This is a genomic window from Pollutimonas sp. M17, assembly GCF_025836975.1.
In the GTDB taxonomy this organism is placed as follows: Bacteria; Pseudomonadota; Gammaproteobacteria; order Burkholderiales; family Burkholderiaceae_B.
The window spans coordinates 3790912-3808935 of the sequence record NZ_CP107548.1; the positions used below are offsets into that span (position 1 = coordinate 3790912).

Consider the following 18024-nt stretch of genomic DNA (forward strand, 5'->3'; position numbering starts at 1 on the left):
TCGTCCCGGGGACGCAGGCACTCTACATGCTGACCGTCCCGGACTGCGCGGGACGAATGCATCGGGCCCGGGATCGCCAGGAAGCCAGCCGGCCTTCACCAGGCACATGGATGCCGCGGATCCCCTCCTGTTCGTTCACACGCCGTGGCGATCAAAGCGGAGGTGGCATATGAAGGCAGCACGGTCATTACCTATCGTTTCGGCAATCGTATTGAGCCTGGGCCCGGACGGCGCTCATGCCGCGGGCTTCCAGCTGCTCGAGCAGAATGCGAGCGGCATCGGCAATTCTTACGCGGGTTCGGCGGCCATCGCCGAGAATGCCAGCACGATTTTCTTCAACCCGGCCGGCATGACCCGCCTGCCCGGCGTCAATGTATCGGCCGGCGCCGCAGCCATCCGGCCGTCGTTCCGATTCTCGAATCTTGGAAGCACCGGCCCCACCGGCACTCCTTCCACTGGTGGCGATGGCGGCGATGCGGGCTCCCTGGGCGTGGCGCCCAACGCCTATATCTCCTGGGAAGCCAGCCCCGACTGGCATCTCGGATTGGGCGTGGGCGCGCCTTTCGGCCTGATGACGGAGTACGACCAAGGCTGGACGGGACGCCATCATTCGGAAGAGTTCAGTGTCCAGAGCATCAACATCAATCCTTCCGTCGCCTACAAGGTCAACGACCGGCTGTCCATCGGCGCGGGGGTGAGCTGGATGCAGCTGGATGCGGATTACCGGCGTGCCACGGCGGTCGTGCTTCCCGCCTTCGGTTATCTCGGCGACATCGACACCCGGGTCGAGATGAAAGGCGATGCATGGGGCTGGAACCTGGGCCTGCTCTATCAGCTCAGCGCGGATACCCGGCTGGGCCTGTCTTATCGATCCAAAGTGAAGATCGACGCCGACGGTACGACCCGGGTCAGGAACAGGAATGTGCCCGCGCCCGCCAGCGCCCTCATTCCCGCCACAAGCGTGAACGCCAGCGCAACCGTGGAGCTGGCCGATACCGCCATCTTCAGCATCGTGCATGACCTGAACAGCCAATGGCAGCTTTTGGCGGATGTGTCATGGACGGGCTGGAGCAGCATCAGGTCGTTGGACATAGACAGCGGAGCGCTCGGAACGGACAGCCTGGACCTGCGCCTGCGCGACACCTGGCGCGTGGCGCTGGGCGCCAACTATAAATTCAATCGGCAATGGACATTCAAGGGAGGCCTGGCCTGGGATCAATCCCCCGTTCATGATGCGCGATACCGCCCCACCTCGCTGCCGGACGGCGATCGTTACTGGGTATCCATCGGCGCACAGTACAACTTCAACGACCGGACGTCGGTCGACGTGGGTTACGCCCATCTGTTCATGAAGAACGCCGATATCGGCAACGATACGGATCCGGCCAAGGGTACGGTCCGGGGCCACTACAAGTCCAATGCCAACATCATAGGCCTGCAGGTATCGCACCGATTCTAGGCGCGCGCCGCCATGCGCCGCGGAAGCCGGCTATCCAACGCCGCAGCGGACTTTCGCCCCCAAGCCCGGGAACTTGATTGAAATTTGCCGCGAACTCGACAACAATCACGAAACGTCGCGCAGGTCCGCCATGGAATGAAAAAAGGGTTCGGCCTCTACACCATGGCTGAAGGCTTGGTGTACAGTGCCGGCAAGGCATCACAAGCAAAAAACGCTGTCCCGATAGCCCGGAGTTCAACATGAAGATTCGGTTCCGCTTTACGGCCTTTCTTTTTGGCCTGTCGCTGTTTATCGCTACTCTGGGGCTGCCGTCCCCTGCGCAGGCCTTGCAGCTAGGCGGCGTCCAGGTGCCCGAACAAGTCTCCGTCGAATCCCACCTCCTGGCACTCAATGGCGCCGGAGTGCGCAAACGCTTTTTTTTTGATGTGTATGTGGCCGCCCTGTACACCACCATAAAGGGCCTGGACACGTCGACCATCGTCAACAGCTCCGAACCGCGCAGCCTGCGGCTTACGCTGCTGCGCAAGCAAAGTGGCGCCGCCCTGGCCGGAGCCCTCAACGACGGCCTGGACGACAACAGCTCCAGCCAGGAGCTGGACGAGCTGCGGGCGCCCAGAGAGCAGCTCACCGCCTTGGTCGGCGCGATAGATGAAGGCCTGCCGGGTGATACGATAGCCATGGACTTCAATGCCCGCCATGTGACCGTGAGCCATAACGGCCGCAAGCTGGGCGCGGTGGAAAGCCCTGGCCTCATGGCGGCGCTGCTGCGGGTCTGGCTGGGCCGCAAGCCTGCGCAGGAGTCCCTCAAGAAGGCCCTGCTGGGACAGCGATAAACAAATTAGGAAAGGGTGTTGCCTTATGGAACCAATCTGGCTGGAAAACTATCCGCAAGGCATACCGGCAGACATTACCGACGAAGCGATCCGCTACGATTCACTGGTTGGCCTGTTCGAAGATAGCTGCGCGAAGCACGCGGGCAATCCCGCTTACCTCAGCATGGGCGCCAGCATGAGCTATGCGCAACTGGAAGAACGCTCCCGCCACTTTGCGGCATGGCTGCAATCGGCGGGCGTCAAGAAAGGCGACCGCATCGCCCTGATGATGCCCAACCTGCTGCAGTATCCCGTGTGCCTGTTCGGCGCGCTGCGCGCCGGCGCCGTGGCCGTGAATACCAACCCGCTATATACCGCGGCCGAGCTGGAACACCAGTTGAGCGACTCGGGGGCGGAAACCATCGTCATCGCCGAGAATTTCGCCCATACGCTGCAACAGGCGCTGCCCAGAACCGCCATCAAGCGCATCATCGTGACCTCGCTGGGCGAAATGCTGGGCCCGATCAAAGGGGCGCTGACCGATCTGGTCGTGCGCCACGTCAAGCGCATGGTACCCGCGTACCGCTTGCCCGATACCCGCAGCCTGAAGCAGGTGCTGTCCCTGGGCCGGCGGGCGGCGTATACGCGCCCGGAGCTCTCTCATGACGATCTTGCCCTGCTGCAGTACACCGGTGGGACCACCGGCGTCGCCAAGGGGGCCATGCTGACACATGGGAACATGGTATCCAATGTGTGCCAGGCGCATGCGTGGGTCAAGCCTTACCTGGTCGAGGGCGATGAATGCATCGTCACCGCTTTGCCGCTGTACCATATCTTCGCCCTCACGGCCAATTGCCTGACCTTCCTTAAGCTGGGTGCCAGCAATCTGCTCATCGTCAATCCCCGCGACATCCCCGCTTTCGTCAAAAGCCTGGGGCGGCACCGGTTTACCGCGCTTACCGGCGTCAATACCCTGTTCAATGCGCTGCTGAACCATCCCGATTTTTCCAGGCTCGATTTTTCGCCGCTGAAGCTGACCCTGGGGGGCGGGATGGCGGTCCAGGAAGTCATCGCCCAGCGCTGGCTGAAAGTTACGGGCAAACCTCTTGCCCAGGCCTATGGGCTTACCGAGACGTCTCCGGCGGTCACCATCAACCCGCTGGATAAAACGGAGTTCGACGGCTCCATAGGCCTGCCCGTGCCCTCCACCGAGATATCCATCCGCGACAACCATAGCCGCGACCTGCCCCAGGGCGAAAGCGGGGAAATCTGCGTGCGCGGCCCCCAGGTGACGCCCGGATACTGGAATCGTCCCGAAGAAACCCGCAAAACCTTCGATTCCGACGGCTTCCTGCATACTGGCGACATCGGCTATGTGAATGAACGGGGTTATGTGTTCATCCTGGATCGCAAGAAAGACATGATTCTGGTGTCGGGCTTCAATGTCTATCCCAACGAAGTGGAAGCCGTGGCGATGGAGCACCCGGACGTGCTGGAGGCGGCCGCCATAGGGGTGCCCGACGAGCACTCCGGCGAGGTGGTGAAGCTGTTCGTCATCCGCAAGAACGACCGCCTGACCGAAGAAGCGCTTATCAGACATTGCCGCAACAAGCTTACCGGGTACAAGGCGCCCAAGTATGTGGAGTTTCGCAAGGATCTGCCGCGCAGCAATGTAGGCAAGATACTGCGGCGCAAGCTGAAGGAGTAGGCTTCGCGGAGCACGGGATTGGCCGGCCTGCACGGCAGATGCCCTTCCTGCTGCCATGGGCCGCCCGATAACGGGCGGACGCAAAAAGGCCCCGGAAATTCCAGGGCCTTTTTGTTGCTTATCGCGATGAATCGGATCCGCCGCGGCGGACCGGAACACCTTAGATAACGCGTGCGGCTTCGAGCAAACGCACAACAGTCCACGATTTATCACGGGAGATCGGACGACCTTCCGCAATTTCAACCGTATCGCCTTCGTTGTACTGGTTGGTCTCGTCATGCGCCTTGTACTTGTTGGAGCGGACGATGATCTTGCCAAAGACGGGGTGCTTGACGCGGCGCTCGACGCGAACCACGACAGTCTTGTCCATCTTGTTGCTCACAACCTGGCCAACGAGGGTACGCTGGCGCTTTGCGGGCTGGGTGTTTTGAGTTTCGCTCATTTTACTTTCCTGCGTTCTCAGTCATGATGGTGCGGACGCGCGCGATATCGCGACGGACCTTGCCGATCTGGCTGGTATTGGAAAGCTGCTGGGTGGCACGCTGCATGCGCAGGTTGAATTGTGCCTTCAGCAGGCTCTCGAGCTCTTTGCTGAGCTCGGTGGCATCCTTGGAACGGAGTTCGCTGGCTTTCATAAGGTCTCCTTAAGCTCCGATGTGACGCGACACGAAGGTCGTGGCAATGGGCAGCTTAGCGGCGGCCAGGCGGAAAGCTTCACGTGCAAGCTCTTCGCTTACACCTTCCATTTCATAGAGCACCTTGCCGGGTTGAATTTCTGCGACCCAGTATTCAGGATTGCCTTTACCGTTACCCATACGGACTTCAGCAGGCTTCTGCGAAATCGGCTTGTCGGGGAAGATACGGATCCAGATACGGCCGCCACGTTTGATGTGGCGGTTGATCGCACGACGGGCGGATTCGATCTGGCGCGCGGTAAGGCGGCCACGACCCGTGGCCTTCAAACCGAACTCGCCAAACGATACCTGTGCACCGCGGGTAGCCAGGCCCGTATTGCGGCCCTTTTGCTCTTTGCGGTATTTTCTGCGTGACGGTTGCAGCATGTTTATTCTCCTTCAGGCGCGGGCGCAGCCGTTGCTGGCGCAGCGTCTTTGCGAGGGCCGCGACCGCGTCCACCGCTAGGACGGCGGCCGTCGGGGCGCTCGCCACGAGGGGCGCGACGCGGACGACGCTCTTCATCGCGGGGAGCCGCGGTCTCGGGGGGCATTTCGCCGTTAGGCAGCATGTCGCCCTTGTAGACCCAGACTTTGATACCGATGATGCCGTAGGTCGTTTGCGCCTCGGACGTACCGTAGTCGATGTTGGCGCGCAGGGTGTGCAGGGGCACACGGCCTTCGCGATACCATTCGGTGCGGGCGATTTCAATACCGTTCAAGCGGCCCGAGCTCATGATCTTGATGCCTTGGGCACCCAGACGCATGGCGTTCTGCATGGCGCGTTTCATGGCGCGGCGGAACATGATGCGTTTTTCGAGCTGTTGCGCGATGGAATCGGCGATCAGCTGGGCATCGGTTTCGGGCTTGCGGATTTCTTCGATATTGACGTGCACGGGCACGCCCATCAAGCGCTGCAGATCGGCCTTGAGACTTTCGATGTCTTCGCCGCGCTTGCCGATCACGACGCCCGGGCGAGCCGAGTAAACCGTGATGCGGGCGTTCTTGGCGGGACGCTCGATGACGACGCGACCAACGGAAGCGCTTTTAAGCTTTTTCTTCAGGTACTCGCGAACGCGGATATCTTCGGCCAGCATGCCGCCGAAGTTCTTGTCGTCGGCGTACCAACGCGAACTCCAGTTGCGATTAACCGCGAGGCGGAACCCAATCGGGTGAATTTTCTGTCCCATTGCGACTCCTTAAGCTCCGACTTTGACCACGATGTGGCAAGTCTGCTTCTCGATACGGTTACCGCGGCCTTTTGCACGTGCGGAGAAACGCTTCATCGACTGGCCCTTGTCCACGTAGATCGTGGTGACCTTGAGTTCATCGATATCGGCGCCGTCGTTGTGCTCGGCGTTGGCGATCGCGGACTCAAGCGCTTTCTTGAGGATGCCCGCGGCCTTCTTGGGTGTGAATGTCAGGATATTCAGCGCCTGGGCGACGGACTTGCCGCGGATCAGGTCCGCTACAAGTCGTGTCTTCTGGGCCGAAATATGGACTCCACGGATAATTGCAGTAGTTTCCATCACTTACCTCTTGGACTTCTTGTCCGCAGCGTGGCCCTTGAACGTACGGGTCAGCGCGAACTCGCCGAGCTTGTGGCCGACCATGTTCTCGTTGATGTAAACGGGAACGTGCTGGCGGCCATTGTGCACAGCAATCGTCAGCCCAATGAACTCGGGCAGGATGGTGGAACGGCGCGACCAGGTTTTGATCGGCTTTTTCTCTTTGCCTTCGACGGCCGCATCGACCTTTTTGATCAGATGCGCATCGACGAATGGGCCTTTTTTGATCGAACGTGACATGTTGTTCGCCCCTTACTTGCGCTTGCGGCGCGAGACAATCATATTGTCTGTGCGCTTGTTACGACGGGTTCTGAAGCCCTTGGCCGGCGTGCCCCATGGGCTGACCGGTTCGCGACCTTCACCAGTACGTCCTTCACCACCGCCGTGCGGGTGGTCGACCGGGTTCATGGCAACGCCACGGACCGTCGGACGGACACCACGCCAGCGCATGGCACCGGCTTTGCCGATTTGACGCAAGCTGTTTTCTTCGTTTCCGACTTCGCCTATGGTTGCACGGCAGTCGATGTGAACGCGGCGGACTTCGCCCGAGCGCAAGCGCACTTGGGCATAAGTACCTTCGCGCGCCATCAGCACAGCCGATGCGCCGGCGGAGCGGGCCATCTGCGCACCCTTGCCCGGAAGCATTTCGATGCAGTGGATGGTGGAACCGACAGGTATATTGCGGATGGGCAGCGTGTTGCCCGCGCGGATGGGGGCATCCAGTCCCGACAACAGGGTAGCGCCCACTTCCAGGCCGCGGGGAGCGATGATGTAGCGACGCTCGCCGTCCGCGTAGCACAGCAATGCGATGTGCGCGGTACGGTTGGGGTCGTATTCAAGACGCTCGACCTTGGCAGGAATACCGTCCTTGTTGCGACGGAAGTCGACGATACGGTAGTGCTGCTTGTGGCCGCCGCCGCGATGGCGAACGGTGATGTGACCGTTGTTGTTGCGGCCAGAACCACGCTTTTTCTTTTCGAGCAGAGCTGCGAACGGCTCGCCTTTGTGCAGATCAGGGCTGACGACCTTGATCATGCCGCGGCGACCGGCCGAAGTCGGCTTGACTTTTACGAGTGCCATTTACTTCACCTCCGTAAAGTCGAGTTCCTGACCGTCTTTGAGCGAGACATATGCCTTGCGCTCGTTACGGCGGCGACCCATGAAACGGCCAAAACGCTTTTCCTTGCCCTTGGTGTTCAAAACCTGCACGGACTCGACTTCAACCTTGAAAAGGAGTTCGACAGCGGCCTTGATTTCAGGCTTGGTGGCGTCGGCGACGACGCGGAAAGCGATTTGCTGATTTTTTTCGGCAACAAACGTGGCTTTTTCAGTCACGATAGGAGCCAGGATGACTTGCATTAAGCGTTCGGCGTTCATCCCAACATCTCCTCGAGTTGAGCGATAGCCGGCTTGGTGATCAGCACTTTCTTGTAGTGGATCAGCGACAGCGGGTCGGCGTAGCGCGGTTCAACCACGGCAACGTGCGGCAGGTTGCGCGTAGCGAGATAAACGTTTTCGTCGAGCACATCGGTAATGATGAGCACCGACTCCAGGCCCATGCTTTTCAGCTTGTCGGCTGCCAGCTTGGTCTTGGGAGCGTCGAGCGCAAAAGTGTCGACCACGGCGATGCGGTCTTCGCGAGCCAACTGGGAAAGAATCGCACGGATGCCGGCGCGATACATTTTCTTGTTGACCTTGTGCGAGAAATTCTCTTCGGGAGAATTCGGGAACGCACGACCGCCTCCGCGCCAGATGGGCGAGGAAGTCATACCCGAGCGGGCGCGGCCGGTGCCTTTCTGGCGCCACGGCTTCTTGGTGCTGTGCTTGACGGCGTCGCGGCCCTTCTGGGCGCGGTTGCCGCTGCGGGCATTGGCCTGAAATGCGACGACGATCTGGTGCACCAGCGCTTCGTTGAAGTCGCGACCGAAAATGGTGTCGGGAGCGGCAACGGTGGAAGCGGATTGACCCTGGTCATTCAGGAGCTTGAGTTCCATTATTAGGCTCCTTTCTTGGCCGACATCTTGATGGCGGGACGCACGACGACATCGGCGTTCTTGTGGCCGGGGACAGCGCCCTTGACCAGCAACAAGCCGCGTTCGGCATCGACACGCACGATGTCGAGGTTTTGAACGGTGCGGGTGGCATCGCCCAGGTGGCCCGACATTTTCTTGCCGGGGAAGATACGGCCTGGGTCTTGTGCCTGGCCGATGGAACCCGGAACGCGATGCGAACGCGAGTTGCCGTGCGAAGCACGCTGCGAGCCAAAGTGGTGGCGCTTGATGGTGCCGGCAAAGCCTTTACCGATCGTCGTGCCAGTGACGTCAACCTTTTGTCCCGCTTCGAATACGCTTTCCACGGCCACAACCGAACCGGCCGAAAATTCGGCGGCTTTGGCGGGGTCGAGACGGAATTCTTTGAGGATGCTACCGGCTTCGGCGCCGGCCTTTGCGTAATGCCCAGCTTGCGGCTTGGTCACGCGGGATGCGCGACGGGTGCCGTAGGCTACTTGCACAGCCGCGTAGCCATCGATTTCTGGCGACTTGACCTGGGTAATGCGGTTGTTCGACACGTCCAGTACGGTCACCGGGATGGACTCGCCTTCCTCGGTGAAAATACGGGTCATGCCGACCTTGCGCCCCACAAGCCCCAGCCGATGGGCGGCAGGCGTAGGTGTCGAGTTCGACATCGTTTTCTCCATTCCCGACTGCGATTGGTCGGGGCTAATTACCGTGCGCTTAAATGCCGCTTTGTTGCCGCTTTGTTGCCTTGGCGGGCTTTGGCGTCATCGCCGCGCACATGAATTCTTAAAAACCAAAACTTTTTTGGTTAAGCGTAGCACTTTAACATGCTTCGGCTCAACCTAGCAAGCCGCCGCTGGTGTTTACCCTGAAGGCCGCGCCATTCCTGCTGAAAAAGCCACAGTGTCCGTGCTCGAGGCGACACAGCTTTGATCCGGCCGGCCCGCATTGGCGGTCAGCCCACCGGAAACTGCTCCGGCATGACTAAGGTAATGTTATGTTATAACATTACGAATTTGGGCCAATCGCCATTCATTCACCACGGGGAAAACAATGCCATCCAGATTCCGACCGCTTGCCGCAGGGCTCGCCCTGACCTTCAGCCCGCTCCTGGCCGCCCAAACCGGCATTCCGCCGGACCCAGGCGGGCATGCGCCGGAAACACTGGAAACCATCACCATATCCGCCAACCCGCTTGGACCGACCACGGATACCGTGGCCGCTCCGGCCGAAGTGCTGGACGGCTCCGCCCTGGTATTGAAACGCGAGGCCACCCTGGGCGACACCCTGAATGGCATGCTGGGCGTGCATGCCGACACCTTCGGCGCCGGCGCCAGCCGTCCGGTCATACGCGGCCAGACAGCACCGCGCGTGAAGATTCTGTCCGACGGCTCCGAACTGATGGACGCTTCCGGGATCTCGCCGGACCACGCCATCACCAGCGAACCCATGCTGGCGCGCCGCATCGAGGTCCTGCGCGGACCAGCCACCTTGCTGTACGGCGGCGGTGCCATAGGCGGCGTGGTCAACGTCATCGACGACAAGATCCCGGAAGCCATACCGGAAAAGGGGGTGGAGGGATACGCCGAACTGCGCGGCTCCACCGGGTCGAGCGAGAAGGCGGCGGCGGCCGGCATCACGGCGGGCCAGGACAATTTCGCCATTCATGTCGAGGGACTCAGGCGGCATGCCGACGACTACCGGGTTCGCGGCTGGCCGGACGGGCGGGTCAAGGGCTCGTTCGAAGAAAGCACGACGGGCAGCGTCGGCATGTCCTGGATAGGCAGCCGTGGGTTTGTCGGCATGGCCTACACCAGCACCCGCAGCGAGTACGGCCTGCCTGGGCATAACCATGAGTATGAATCCTGCCATCCGCATGGCAGCCATCTGCATTGCGGGGGCCATGGGGATGACGATCACCATGATGATGACCATGATCACGATCATGACCACAGCGAAGCGGCGCCCTTTGTCCGGCTGAAGAACGAAAGAATCGATGTGCGCGGAGAATACCGCGAGCCCATCGCCGGCATCCGCAAGATCCGCGTGCGCGGCGGCCTGACCGACTACCAGCATCAGGAAATCGAAGGCGCCGCGGTTGCGACGACCTTCAAGAACCGCGGCTATGACGCCCGCGTGGAGCTGGAACATGAACCTCTTGCCGGATGGCGCGGCGTGGTCGGCGTGCAGGGCTCGCGCAGCGATTTCAGCGCGCTGGGCGAGGAAAGCTTCCTGCCCAGGACGGTCACGGAGAACGTGGGCGTGTTCCTGCTGGAAGAATACCGGCTGCGGGACTGGCGGTTCGAGGTGGGCGCCCGCCAGGAATGGCAGTCGGTCGCTCCCGACGGCACGCAGCCGAAGTCCGCGCTGAACGGCACATCCCTGTCGGCGGCGGCTACCTGGGATTTCGCCCCCATGTACTCGCTGGCCCTGTCGGTATCGCGTTCGCAGCGCCTGCCCACCGCCCAGGAGCTCTATGCCGACGGCATACACCTGGCCACGAACACCTACGAGATCGGCAACGCCGACCTGAAGCAGGAGACCTCGCACAATATCGACCTGACGCTGCGCAAGCACGCCGGCGATGCGCGTTTCGCCGTCAGCGTGTTCTTCAATCAGGTAAAGGACTACATCTACGCGGATACGCTGGACCGCCATGAAGATTTCCGGCTGATCGAATACACGCAGCACGACGCCCGCTTCATGGGTGTCGAAGCCGAGGCCAGCTATCGCTTCAATCCGTATCTGACCGCCTCGGTGTTCGGCGACATGGTGCGCGGAGACCTGACCGGCCGTTCCGGCAAGCTGCCGCGCATTCCCGCCGCCCGTGCCGGCGTCCGCCTGAATGCCCGCCTGAACGGCAACTGGTCGGCCAATGCCGAGGCGTACCGCGTCTTCCGCCAGGACAGGCTGGCCGATTACGAAAGCGAAACGCCGGGCTACAACATGCTCAACCTGGGGATCCAGTACGACGGCAGGGCGGGCGCCGTGGACTACACCGCCTATCTGCGCGCCACCAACCTGGCGGATCAGCGGGCCTTCAACCACGCCTCCTTCATTTCATCGGCGGCGCCCTTGCCGGGACGGCGCGTGATGCTGGGCCTGCGCATGTACTACTAGGCCGCGCTGCGCCGGACCACAAACCGTTCCACGTACTCGTTTGCGGGATGGTTGCGGATGTCGTCCGGCGTTCCCACCTGCTCCACCTTGCCGTCGCGGAGAATCACGATATGCTGGCCCAGCCGCAATGCTTCCTCGATATCGTGGGTAATGAAGACTATGGTCTTTTGCAGGCGCTGCTGCAGGGCCAGCAGCTGGTCCTGCATGTCGTAGCGGATCAAGGGGTCCAGGGCCGAAAAAGCCTCGTCCATCAGCAAGACCTCGGCATCAATGGCCAAGGCCCTGGCCAGGCCGACGCGCTGCTGCATGCCGCCCGATAGTTCGTCCGGATAACTTTTCTCGTACTCCGGCAGGCCGACCCGCTCCAGCCATTTCAGGGCCGTCTTTCTGGCCTGGGCGCGGGGCTCTCCGCGAACGTTCAGGCCGAACGCGATATTGTCGATGACGTTCAGGTGCGGCAGCAGGCCGAAGCTCTGGAACACCATGCTGACGGAATGGCGCCGCAGTTCGCGCAACTGGGGCATGGTCAGGGTCAGGATGTTGCTTCCGTCGATCAGGATTTCGCCCGCCGACGGATCGATCAGGCGATTCAGATGCCGGACCAGGGTGGACTTTCCGGATCCCGACAAGCCCATGATGCACGATATCCGGCCCTGTGGGATGACCGCACTGACGCCCGCCAGGCCGACATTGCAGCCGGTTTCGGCTTGCACGGTGGTTTTGTCCGCTCCTTGCCTGAGCAGTTGCACGGCCTGGGCCTCTTTTGCGCCAAAGACCTTGTAGACGTCGCGTATCTCGATTTTTATGGCTGAAGTCATGGCTGTTTCCGGGTTTGCGGCTTGCCGCGCAGGCGGCGCGGCTTGCCATAGGCCTGCGTGATGCGATCGATGACAATGGCCAGTATGACGATGGCCACCCCCGCTTGCAGCCCGCGGCCCACATCCAGCGTCTGGATGCCCGCCAGCACATCTTCACCCAAGCCGCGGGCCCCTATCATGGATGCCACCACCACCATGGACAAGGCCATCATGGTGGTCTGATTGATGCCGGCCATGATGCTGGGCCGGGCCAGCGGCAAGGTTACCCGCAACAGCATCTGCCAGCGCGTCACCCCGAATGCCTGCGCCGCCTCCATGACGTTGTGATCGACCTGGCGCAGACCCAGGGTGGTCAGGCGTATAAGCGGCGGCACGGCATAGATGATGGTGGCGAACAAGGCGGGCACCTTGCCCAGGCCGAACAGCATCAGCACCGGAATCAGGTACACGAAGCTGGGCAGCGTTTGCATTACATCCAGCACTGGCGTGGAGACGCGCCGCAGCAGGCGGCTACGGGCGGCGGCGATGCCCAGCGGCACACCGATGACGATGGAGATGGCCGTTGACACCAGCACCAGCGAGAACGTTTGTATAAGCTTGTCCCAGAGCCCCACCGCTCCGATGGCATACAGGCATGCCACGTACAGCACGGTGGCCACCAGCTTGCGGGTGGCATGCCATGACAGCAAGGCGACCAGTGCCAGGAACAGCCAGGGCGGCACAGCCTGCATGGCCCGTTCCACAGGCAGCAGGACCGTGGTCAGCATGAAGCCGCTGGCTTGGCGGAAGACGCCGCCATACGCCTTGACCACCCCCATCAGTTGCCGATTGACGAACGCCGCCGCGGACCAGTCGGGAAAAATACCGGCTTGCAGGCCCGCGCCGTCCGTTGCGCCCATGCCGTCTCCGCCTTCCGATGCGACGGACAGGGATTTGACACCCAAAGCCGCATCCACGCGTGCGGCCGCCTCGGCGGGAAGCCATGCGTGCCAGATCTCGGGATGCTCGCGCAGGAAGCGGTCGGCCATGGCCTCCCCTCCCTCGCGCGTTTCGGTCATGGCAAGTATCATGCCGTTCAGCAGCGGGGGCTCGAACTGAAGCTTCTGGAACAGAGCCATGATATCGGGATTGCTCCGGGCAAAGGGCGTGGATGTCGCGATCGCCAGCCGCGCCGTCAGGAAGTCGGAAGAGCACAGCTTGCCCTCGCCGCTCACGATGGCGTCCCAGCACGGCTTGTTGAAGGGATCTTGCCGGATTTTGTAGAAGTCGTATTTGGCCATCAGGCCCGCCGGCTGCCAGTAGTAGAACAGTATGGGCCTGCCCTGGTCGTACGCCGAACTGATGGCGGCGTCCAGCGCCGCGCCCGTGCCCGCCCGGAAGTTCGTGTAATCGTCGTCCAGTCCATGCAACTGCAGCAGGCGGCTATTGGTTTTCTCGCACACCCAGCCCGAAGGGCAGTTCAGAAAACGCCCCTTGCCGGGGTCTTCCGGATCGGTGAACAGGGACTTGTAGCGCGGCAGATCCTGCCAGCCCTTGAGATCGGGCGCCATGGCCTCGATGCCGCGCGCTGGATCGCCGTGGACCACGTAGTCGGGCACGTACCAGCCTTGCTCCGCGCCGCCGGCCAGCGTGTCGCCCACGATCTGTATCTGGCCTTGGCGCAGCGCCTTTTCGATGATGGGCGAACGGCCGGACCATATTTCGGCAATGACTTGCACATCGTCCTGCACTAGCGCCGACTCCAGAGCGGCGGGCGTGCCCGGCACGACTTCTGTCTGGCATCCGTAGCCGGCGCTCAGCAGCTTGGCGACGACATGCGTGGTGAAGGTCGCGCTTTCCCAGTTCAGGTCGGCCAGCTTGACCGGACGCCCCTGGTTGCAGGATGCCGTCTGCGCGGCGGCCGCGCCGGAGCCGGACGCGCACGCCAGGGCAAGCGCCGCCGTTCCAAGAAATCTGTGCCATCGGCTCATGGGCCGGCTCCTTGCTGTTGATGACCCGTCCTGTCGCGGCGCTTGCGCCGCGCAAAATGCAAAACGCCATGCTGTTTCGAGCATGGCGTCCTACTTCTTGCACTCGAGGTGCTCGCAAGCAGATTACTGCAATGCGATTTCCACGTCCACACCTGCGGGCAGGTCCAGGCGCATCAGGGCGTCGACGGTTTTATCCGTGGGATCGACGATATCCATGAGGCGTTGGTGAGTACGCATCTCGAACTGGTCGCGCGACGTCTTGTTGACGTGCGGCGAACGCAGCACATCGTAACGGCGGATACGCGTAGGCAGCGGCACCGGACCGCGCACCACGGCGCCCGTGCGTTTGGCTGTCTCCACGATTTCGGCGGCCGACTGATCGATCAGCTTGTAGTCGAACGCTTTCAAGCGGATGCGGATTTTCTGGTTTTTCATGGGAATTCCTAAAGAACGAATTAGACAGGGGGAGGGGGCAATATTGCCCCCGTCCTGGCAGCTTTACTTGGTGATGGAGGCGACGACGCCGGCGCCCACCGTACGGCCGCCTTCGCGAATGGCGAAGCGCAGGCCTTCTTCCATGGCGATCGGCGCGATCAGGCTGACCTTCATCGACACGTTATCGCCCGGCAGCACCATTTCCTTGTCCGCCGGCAGCTCGATCGTGCCCGTCACGTCCGTCGTGCGGAAGTAGAACTGGGGACGATAGCCCTGGAAGAACGGCGTGTGACGGCCACCCTCGTCCTTGGACAGGATGTACACCTCGGCCGAGAAGTCCGTGTGCGGCTTGATCGAGCCGGGCTTGGCCAGCACCTGGCCGCGCTCGACATCTTCACGCTTGGTGCCGCGCAGCAAGATACCGACGTTGTCACCGGCCTCGCCCTGGTCCAGCAGCTTGCGGAACATTTCCACGCCCGTGCAGGTGGTCTTGACCGTGTCCTTGATACCGACGATCTCGATTTCCTCGCCGACCTTGACGATGCCGCGCTCGATACGCCCGGTCACCACCGTGCCGCGACCCGAGATCGAGAACACGTCTTCCACAGGCATCAGGAACGTGCCGTCCACCGCGCGCTCGGGCGTGGGGATGTAGCTGTCCAGCGCTTCGGCCAGCTTCAGGATCGCTTCCTTGCCCAGCGGACCTTCGTCGCCTTCCAGAGCCAGCTTGGCCGAGCCCTTGACGATCGGGGTGTCGTCACCCGGGAAATCGTACTTGGACAGCAGCTCGCGCACTTCCATCTCGACCAGTTCGAGCAGCTCTTCATCGTCGACCATGTCGGCCTTGTTCAGGAACACGATGATGTAAGGCACGCCCACCTGGCGCGAGAGCAGGATGTGCTCGCGCGTTTGCGGCATCGGGCCGTCCGCGGCCGACACCACCAGGATCGCCCCGTCCATCTGCGCCGCGCCCGTGATCATGTTCTTGACATAGTCAGCGTGGCCCGGGCAGTCAACGTGCGCGTAGTGGCGCGCCGCCGTTTCGTATTCCACGTGCGAGGTGTTGATCGTGATGCCGCGCGCCTTTTCTTCGGGCGCCGCGTCGATCTGATCGTAGCCCTTGGCCTCGCCCGAGCCGAACGCCTTGGCCAGCACCGTCGTGATTGCCGCCGTAAGCGTCGTCTTGCCGTGGTCAACGTGCCCGATCGTACCTACGTTTACGTGCGGTTTGGTCCGTTCAAACTTACCTTTTGCCATGATTTATCCCATCAATGTTTTCAAGGAAACAAAAAAATTTATAAGCTGCCCGCGCCATGGCGGGCAGAAACTGGTTGATTACTTGCCGCGTGCGCTGATGACTTCATCAGCAACGTTCTTCGGAGCTTCGGCGTAGTGCTTGAACTCCATCGTGTAGGTTGCACGACCCTGAGTCTGCGAACGCAGGCTGGTCGAATAACCGAACATCTCGGCCAAAGGCACTTCGGCTTTGATGATCTTGCCGCCACCGGGGATGTCGTCCATGCCTTGCACCATGCCGCGACGGGAGGACAGATCGCCCATGACCGTGCCGGCGTAGTCTTCCGGAGTTTCGACTTCAACGGCCATCATGGGCTCGAGCAGCACAGGGCTGGCCTTGCGCATGCCATCCTTGAACGCCATGGAAGCGGCCATGCGGAACGCGTTTTCGTTCGAGTCCACGTCGTGGTAGGAACCGAAGAACAGCGTAACCTTGACGTCGACCACAGGGTAGCCGGCCACCACGCCCGCAGGCAGGGTTTCCTGGATGCCCTTGTCGACCGCCGGGATGTATTCGCGAGGAACCACGCCGCCCTTGATCGCGTCCACGAATTCGTAGCCGCCGCCCGGCTCGAGGGGCTCGAGCTTGAGCACGACGTGGCCGTACTGGCCGCGGCCGCCGGATTGCTTGACGAACTTGCCTTCGATTTCTTCGCAGGTCTTGCGGATGGTTTCGCGGTAGGCAACCTGAGGCTTGCCCACGTTGGCTTCCACGCCGAACTCGCGGCGCATGCGGTCGACCAGCACTTCAAGGTGCAGCTCACCCATGCCGGAAATGATGGTCTGGCCGGATTCTTCATCGCTGCGAACGCGGAAAGACGGATCTTCCTGGGCAAGACGCGACAACGCGATACCCATTTTTTCCTGGTCGGCCTTGGTCTTGGGTTCGACGGCCTGCGAAATCACGGGCTCGGGGAACTCCATGCGCTCGAGCAGGATGTGCTGGCCGACGTCGCACAGGGTTTCGCCCGTGGTCACGTCTTTCAGGCCGACCACGGCGGCGATGTCACCCGCCAGAACCTCCTTGATTTCAGCGCGGTTGTTGGCGTGCATCTGCAGGATGCGGCCGATGCGTTCCTTCTTGCCCTTGATGGGGTTGTAGACGGTTTCGCCCGAATGCAGCACGCCGGAATACACGCGCACGAAGGTCAGCTGACCCACGAACGGATCGCTCATGAGCTTGAACGCCAGCGCCGAGAACTTGGCATCGTCGGACGCGGGCAGGCTGATTTCGTTGCCATCGTCGTCCACGCCCTGGACCGGGGGGATATCCACCGGGGAAGGCAGGTAATCGACGACCGCGTCCAGCATGCGCTGCACGCCCTTGTTCTTGAAGGCGGTGCCGCACAGCATGGGCTGGATTTCGCCGGCGATGGTGCGCGTGCGCAGGCCCAGGTTGATTTCCGCTTCGGTGAGCTCGCCCGTTTCCAGGTATTTGTTCATGAGCTCTTCGTTGGCTTCAGCCGCGGACTCGACCAGCTTTTCACGCCATTCGTTAGCCTCGTCGACGAGATCGGCCGGGATGTCGACGTACTCGAACTTGGTGCCCTGGCTGGCCTCATCCCAGATGATGCCTTTCATGCGGACCAGGTCGACGACGCCGGTGAAGGTGTCTTCGGCGCCGATGGGGATCACGATGGGCACGGGATTGGCTTTCAGGCGCAGCTTGAGCTGGTCGTAGACCTTGAAGAAGTTCGCGCCGGTGCGGTCCATCTTGTTGATGAAGGCCAGACGAGGCACGCCGTATTTGTTGGCCTGCCGCCAGACGGTTTCCGACTGGGGCTGCACACCGCCCACGGCGCAATACACCATGCAGGCGCCATCGAGCACGCGCATGGAGCGCTCGACTTCAATGGTGAAGTCGACGTGTCCCGGGGTGTCGATGATGTTGATGCGGTGCTCGGGGCGATCGCCGGCCATACCGCGCCAGAATGCCGTGGTGGCAGCCGAGGTAATGGTGATGCCGCGTTCTTGCTCTTGTTCCATCCAGTCCATGGTGGCCGAGCCTTCATGGGTTTCGCCAATCTTGTGGTTGACGCCGGTGTAGAACAGGATGCGCTCGGTCGTGGTGGTTTTCCCTGCATCGATGTGCGCAGAGATGCCAATATTGCGATAGCGCTCGATTGGGGTTTTGCGGGCCATGATTGTG

Annotated in this window: 19 protein-coding genes; 4 read left to right on the plus strand and 15 right to left on the minus strand. The window is 61.6% G+C overall.

What is annotated here, in order from left to right; all coding sequences use genetic code 11:
• Positions 1 to 169 precede the first annotated feature (169 nt).
• From OEG81_RS17735 to OEG81_RS17745, 3 genes are all read left to right on the plus strand, one after another.
• A complete protein-coding gene (locus OEG81_RS17735) occupies positions 170 to 1459 on the plus strand; it encodes an OmpP1/FadL family transporter (protein ID WP_264130585.1) in 1290 nt (429 codons plus the stop codon).
• Positions 1460 to 1698: 239 nt separating this feature from the next.
• Complete coding sequence (locus OEG81_RS17740; RefSeq protein ID WP_264130586.1) at positions 1699 to 2292, plus strand: chalcone isomerase family protein; 594 nt, start codon at positions 1699 to 1701, stop codon at positions 2290 to 2292.
• 25 nt (positions 2293 to 2317) lie between these two features.
• The gene (locus OEG81_RS17745; protein WP_264130587.1) at positions 2318 to 3979 is read left to right on the plus strand and encodes an AMP-binding protein; all 1662 of its coding nucleotides are present in this window, start codon (positions 2318 to 2320) and stop codon (positions 3977 to 3979) included.
• A 160-nt stretch (positions 3980 to 4139) separates the two neighbouring features.
• Here the strand turns inward: OEG81_RS17745 and rpsQ are convergent, their stop codons facing one another.
• From rpsQ to rplC, 10 genes are read right to left on the minus strand one after another with little or no spacing between them, the layout of a single operon-like run.
• Complete coding sequence (gene rpsQ / locus OEG81_RS17750) at positions 4140 to 4421, minus strand: 30S ribosomal protein S17 (RefSeq protein ID WP_264130588.1); 282 nt, start codon at positions 4419 to 4421, stop codon at positions 4140 to 4142.
• Between the two features lies 1 nt (position 4422).
• Positions 4423 to 4614 carry a 50S ribosomal protein L29 gene (rpmC, locus tag OEG81_RS17755; protein ID WP_013743952.1) on the minus strand — a complete coding sequence of 64 codons (192 nt, stop codon included), beginning with the start codon at positions 4612 to 4614 and terminating at the stop codon, positions 4423 to 4425.
• Positions 4615 to 4623: 9 nt separating this feature from the next.
• On the minus strand, positions 4624 to 5040 hold the full coding sequence (gene rplP, locus OEG81_RS17760; protein ID WP_165023282.1) for a 50S ribosomal protein L16: 417 nt from the start codon (positions 5038 to 5040) through the stop codon (positions 4624 to 4626).
• A gap of 2 nt (positions 5041 to 5042) precedes the next feature.
• Positions 5043 to 5840, minus strand: a complete 798-nt coding sequence (gene rpsC, locus OEG81_RS17765) for a 30S ribosomal protein S3 (RefSeq protein WP_264130589.1) — start codon at positions 5838 to 5840, stop codon at positions 5043 to 5045.
• 9 nt (positions 5841 to 5849) lie between these two features.
• On the minus strand, positions 5850 to 6179 hold the full coding sequence (gene rplV / locus OEG81_RS17770; RefSeq protein ID WP_129969638.1) for a 50S ribosomal protein L22: 330 nt from the start codon (positions 6177 to 6179) through the stop codon (positions 5850 to 5852).
• A 3-nt stretch (positions 6180 to 6182) separates the two neighbouring features.
• Positions 6183 to 6458, minus strand: a complete 276-nt coding sequence (rpsS, locus tag OEG81_RS17775) for a 30S ribosomal protein S19 (protein ID WP_180068444.1) — start codon at positions 6456 to 6458, stop codon at positions 6183 to 6185.
• A gap of 12 nt (positions 6459 to 6470) precedes the next feature.
• On the minus strand, positions 6471 to 7298 hold the full coding sequence (gene rplB / locus OEG81_RS17780; RefSeq protein WP_264130590.1) for a 50S ribosomal protein L2: 828 nt from the start codon (positions 7296 to 7298) through the stop codon (positions 6471 to 6473).
• A complete protein-coding gene (gene rplW / locus OEG81_RS17785) occupies positions 7299 to 7595 on the minus strand; it encodes a 50S ribosomal protein L23 (RefSeq protein ID WP_264130591.1) in 297 nt (98 codons plus the stop codon). It lies immediately after the preceding gene.
• Entirely contained in the window at positions 7592 to 8212 is a 621-nt protein-coding gene (gene rplD, locus OEG81_RS17790; protein WP_264130592.1) for a 50S ribosomal protein L4, read from the minus strand. Before rplD ends, rplW begins: the two co-directional genes overlap by 4 nt.
• Positions 8213 to 8214: 2 nt before the next feature.
• Positions 8215 to 8904, minus strand: a complete 690-nt coding sequence (gene rplC / locus OEG81_RS17795) for a 50S ribosomal protein L3 (protein ID WP_264130593.1) — start codon at positions 8902 to 8904, stop codon at positions 8215 to 8217.
• 385 nt (positions 8905 to 9289) lie between these two features.
• Here rplC and OEG81_RS17800 point away from each other — a divergent pair, with 385 nt between their 5' ends.
• Positions 9290 to 11356 carry a TonB-dependent receptor gene (locus tag OEG81_RS17800; RefSeq protein ID WP_264130594.1) on the plus strand — a complete coding sequence of 689 codons (2067 nt, stop codon included), beginning with the start codon at positions 9290 to 9292 and terminating at the stop codon, positions 11354 to 11356.
• Here the strand turns inward: OEG81_RS17800 and OEG81_RS17805 are convergent.
• From OEG81_RS17805 to fusA, 5 genes are all read right to left on the minus strand, one after another.
• On the minus strand, positions 11353 to 12174 hold the full coding sequence (locus OEG81_RS17805) for a betaine/proline/choline family ABC transporter ATP-binding protein (protein ID WP_264130595.1): 822 nt from the start codon (positions 12172 to 12174) through the stop codon (positions 11353 to 11355). The genes OEG81_RS17800 and OEG81_RS17805 overlap by 4 nt on opposite strands.
• The gene (locus OEG81_RS18180; RefSeq protein ID WP_264130596.1) at positions 12171 to 14144 is read right to left on the minus strand and encodes a glycine betaine ABC transporter substrate-binding protein; all 1974 of its coding nucleotides are present in this window, start codon (positions 14142 to 14144) and stop codon (positions 12171 to 12173) included. The genes OEG81_RS17805 and OEG81_RS18180 overlap by 4 nt, the downstream gene beginning before the upstream one ends.
• Before the next feature lie 123 nt (positions 14145 to 14267).
• Positions 14268 to 14579 carry a 30S ribosomal protein S10 gene (gene rpsJ / locus OEG81_RS17815; protein ID WP_013743964.1) on the minus strand — a complete coding sequence of 104 codons (312 nt, stop codon included), beginning with the start codon at positions 14577 to 14579 and terminating at the stop codon, positions 14268 to 14270.
• 63 nt (positions 14580 to 14642) lie between these two features.
• A complete protein-coding gene (tuf, locus tag OEG81_RS17820) occupies positions 14643 to 15836 on the minus strand; it encodes an elongation factor Tu (protein ID WP_264130597.1) in 1194 nt (397 codons plus the stop codon).
• Positions 15837 to 15914: 78 nt separating this feature from the next.
• Entirely contained in the window at positions 15915 to 18017 is a 2103-nt protein-coding gene (gene fusA / locus OEG81_RS17825) for an elongation factor G (protein ID WP_264130598.1), read from the minus strand.
• Between the last annotated feature and the right edge of the window lie 7 nt (positions 18018 to 18024).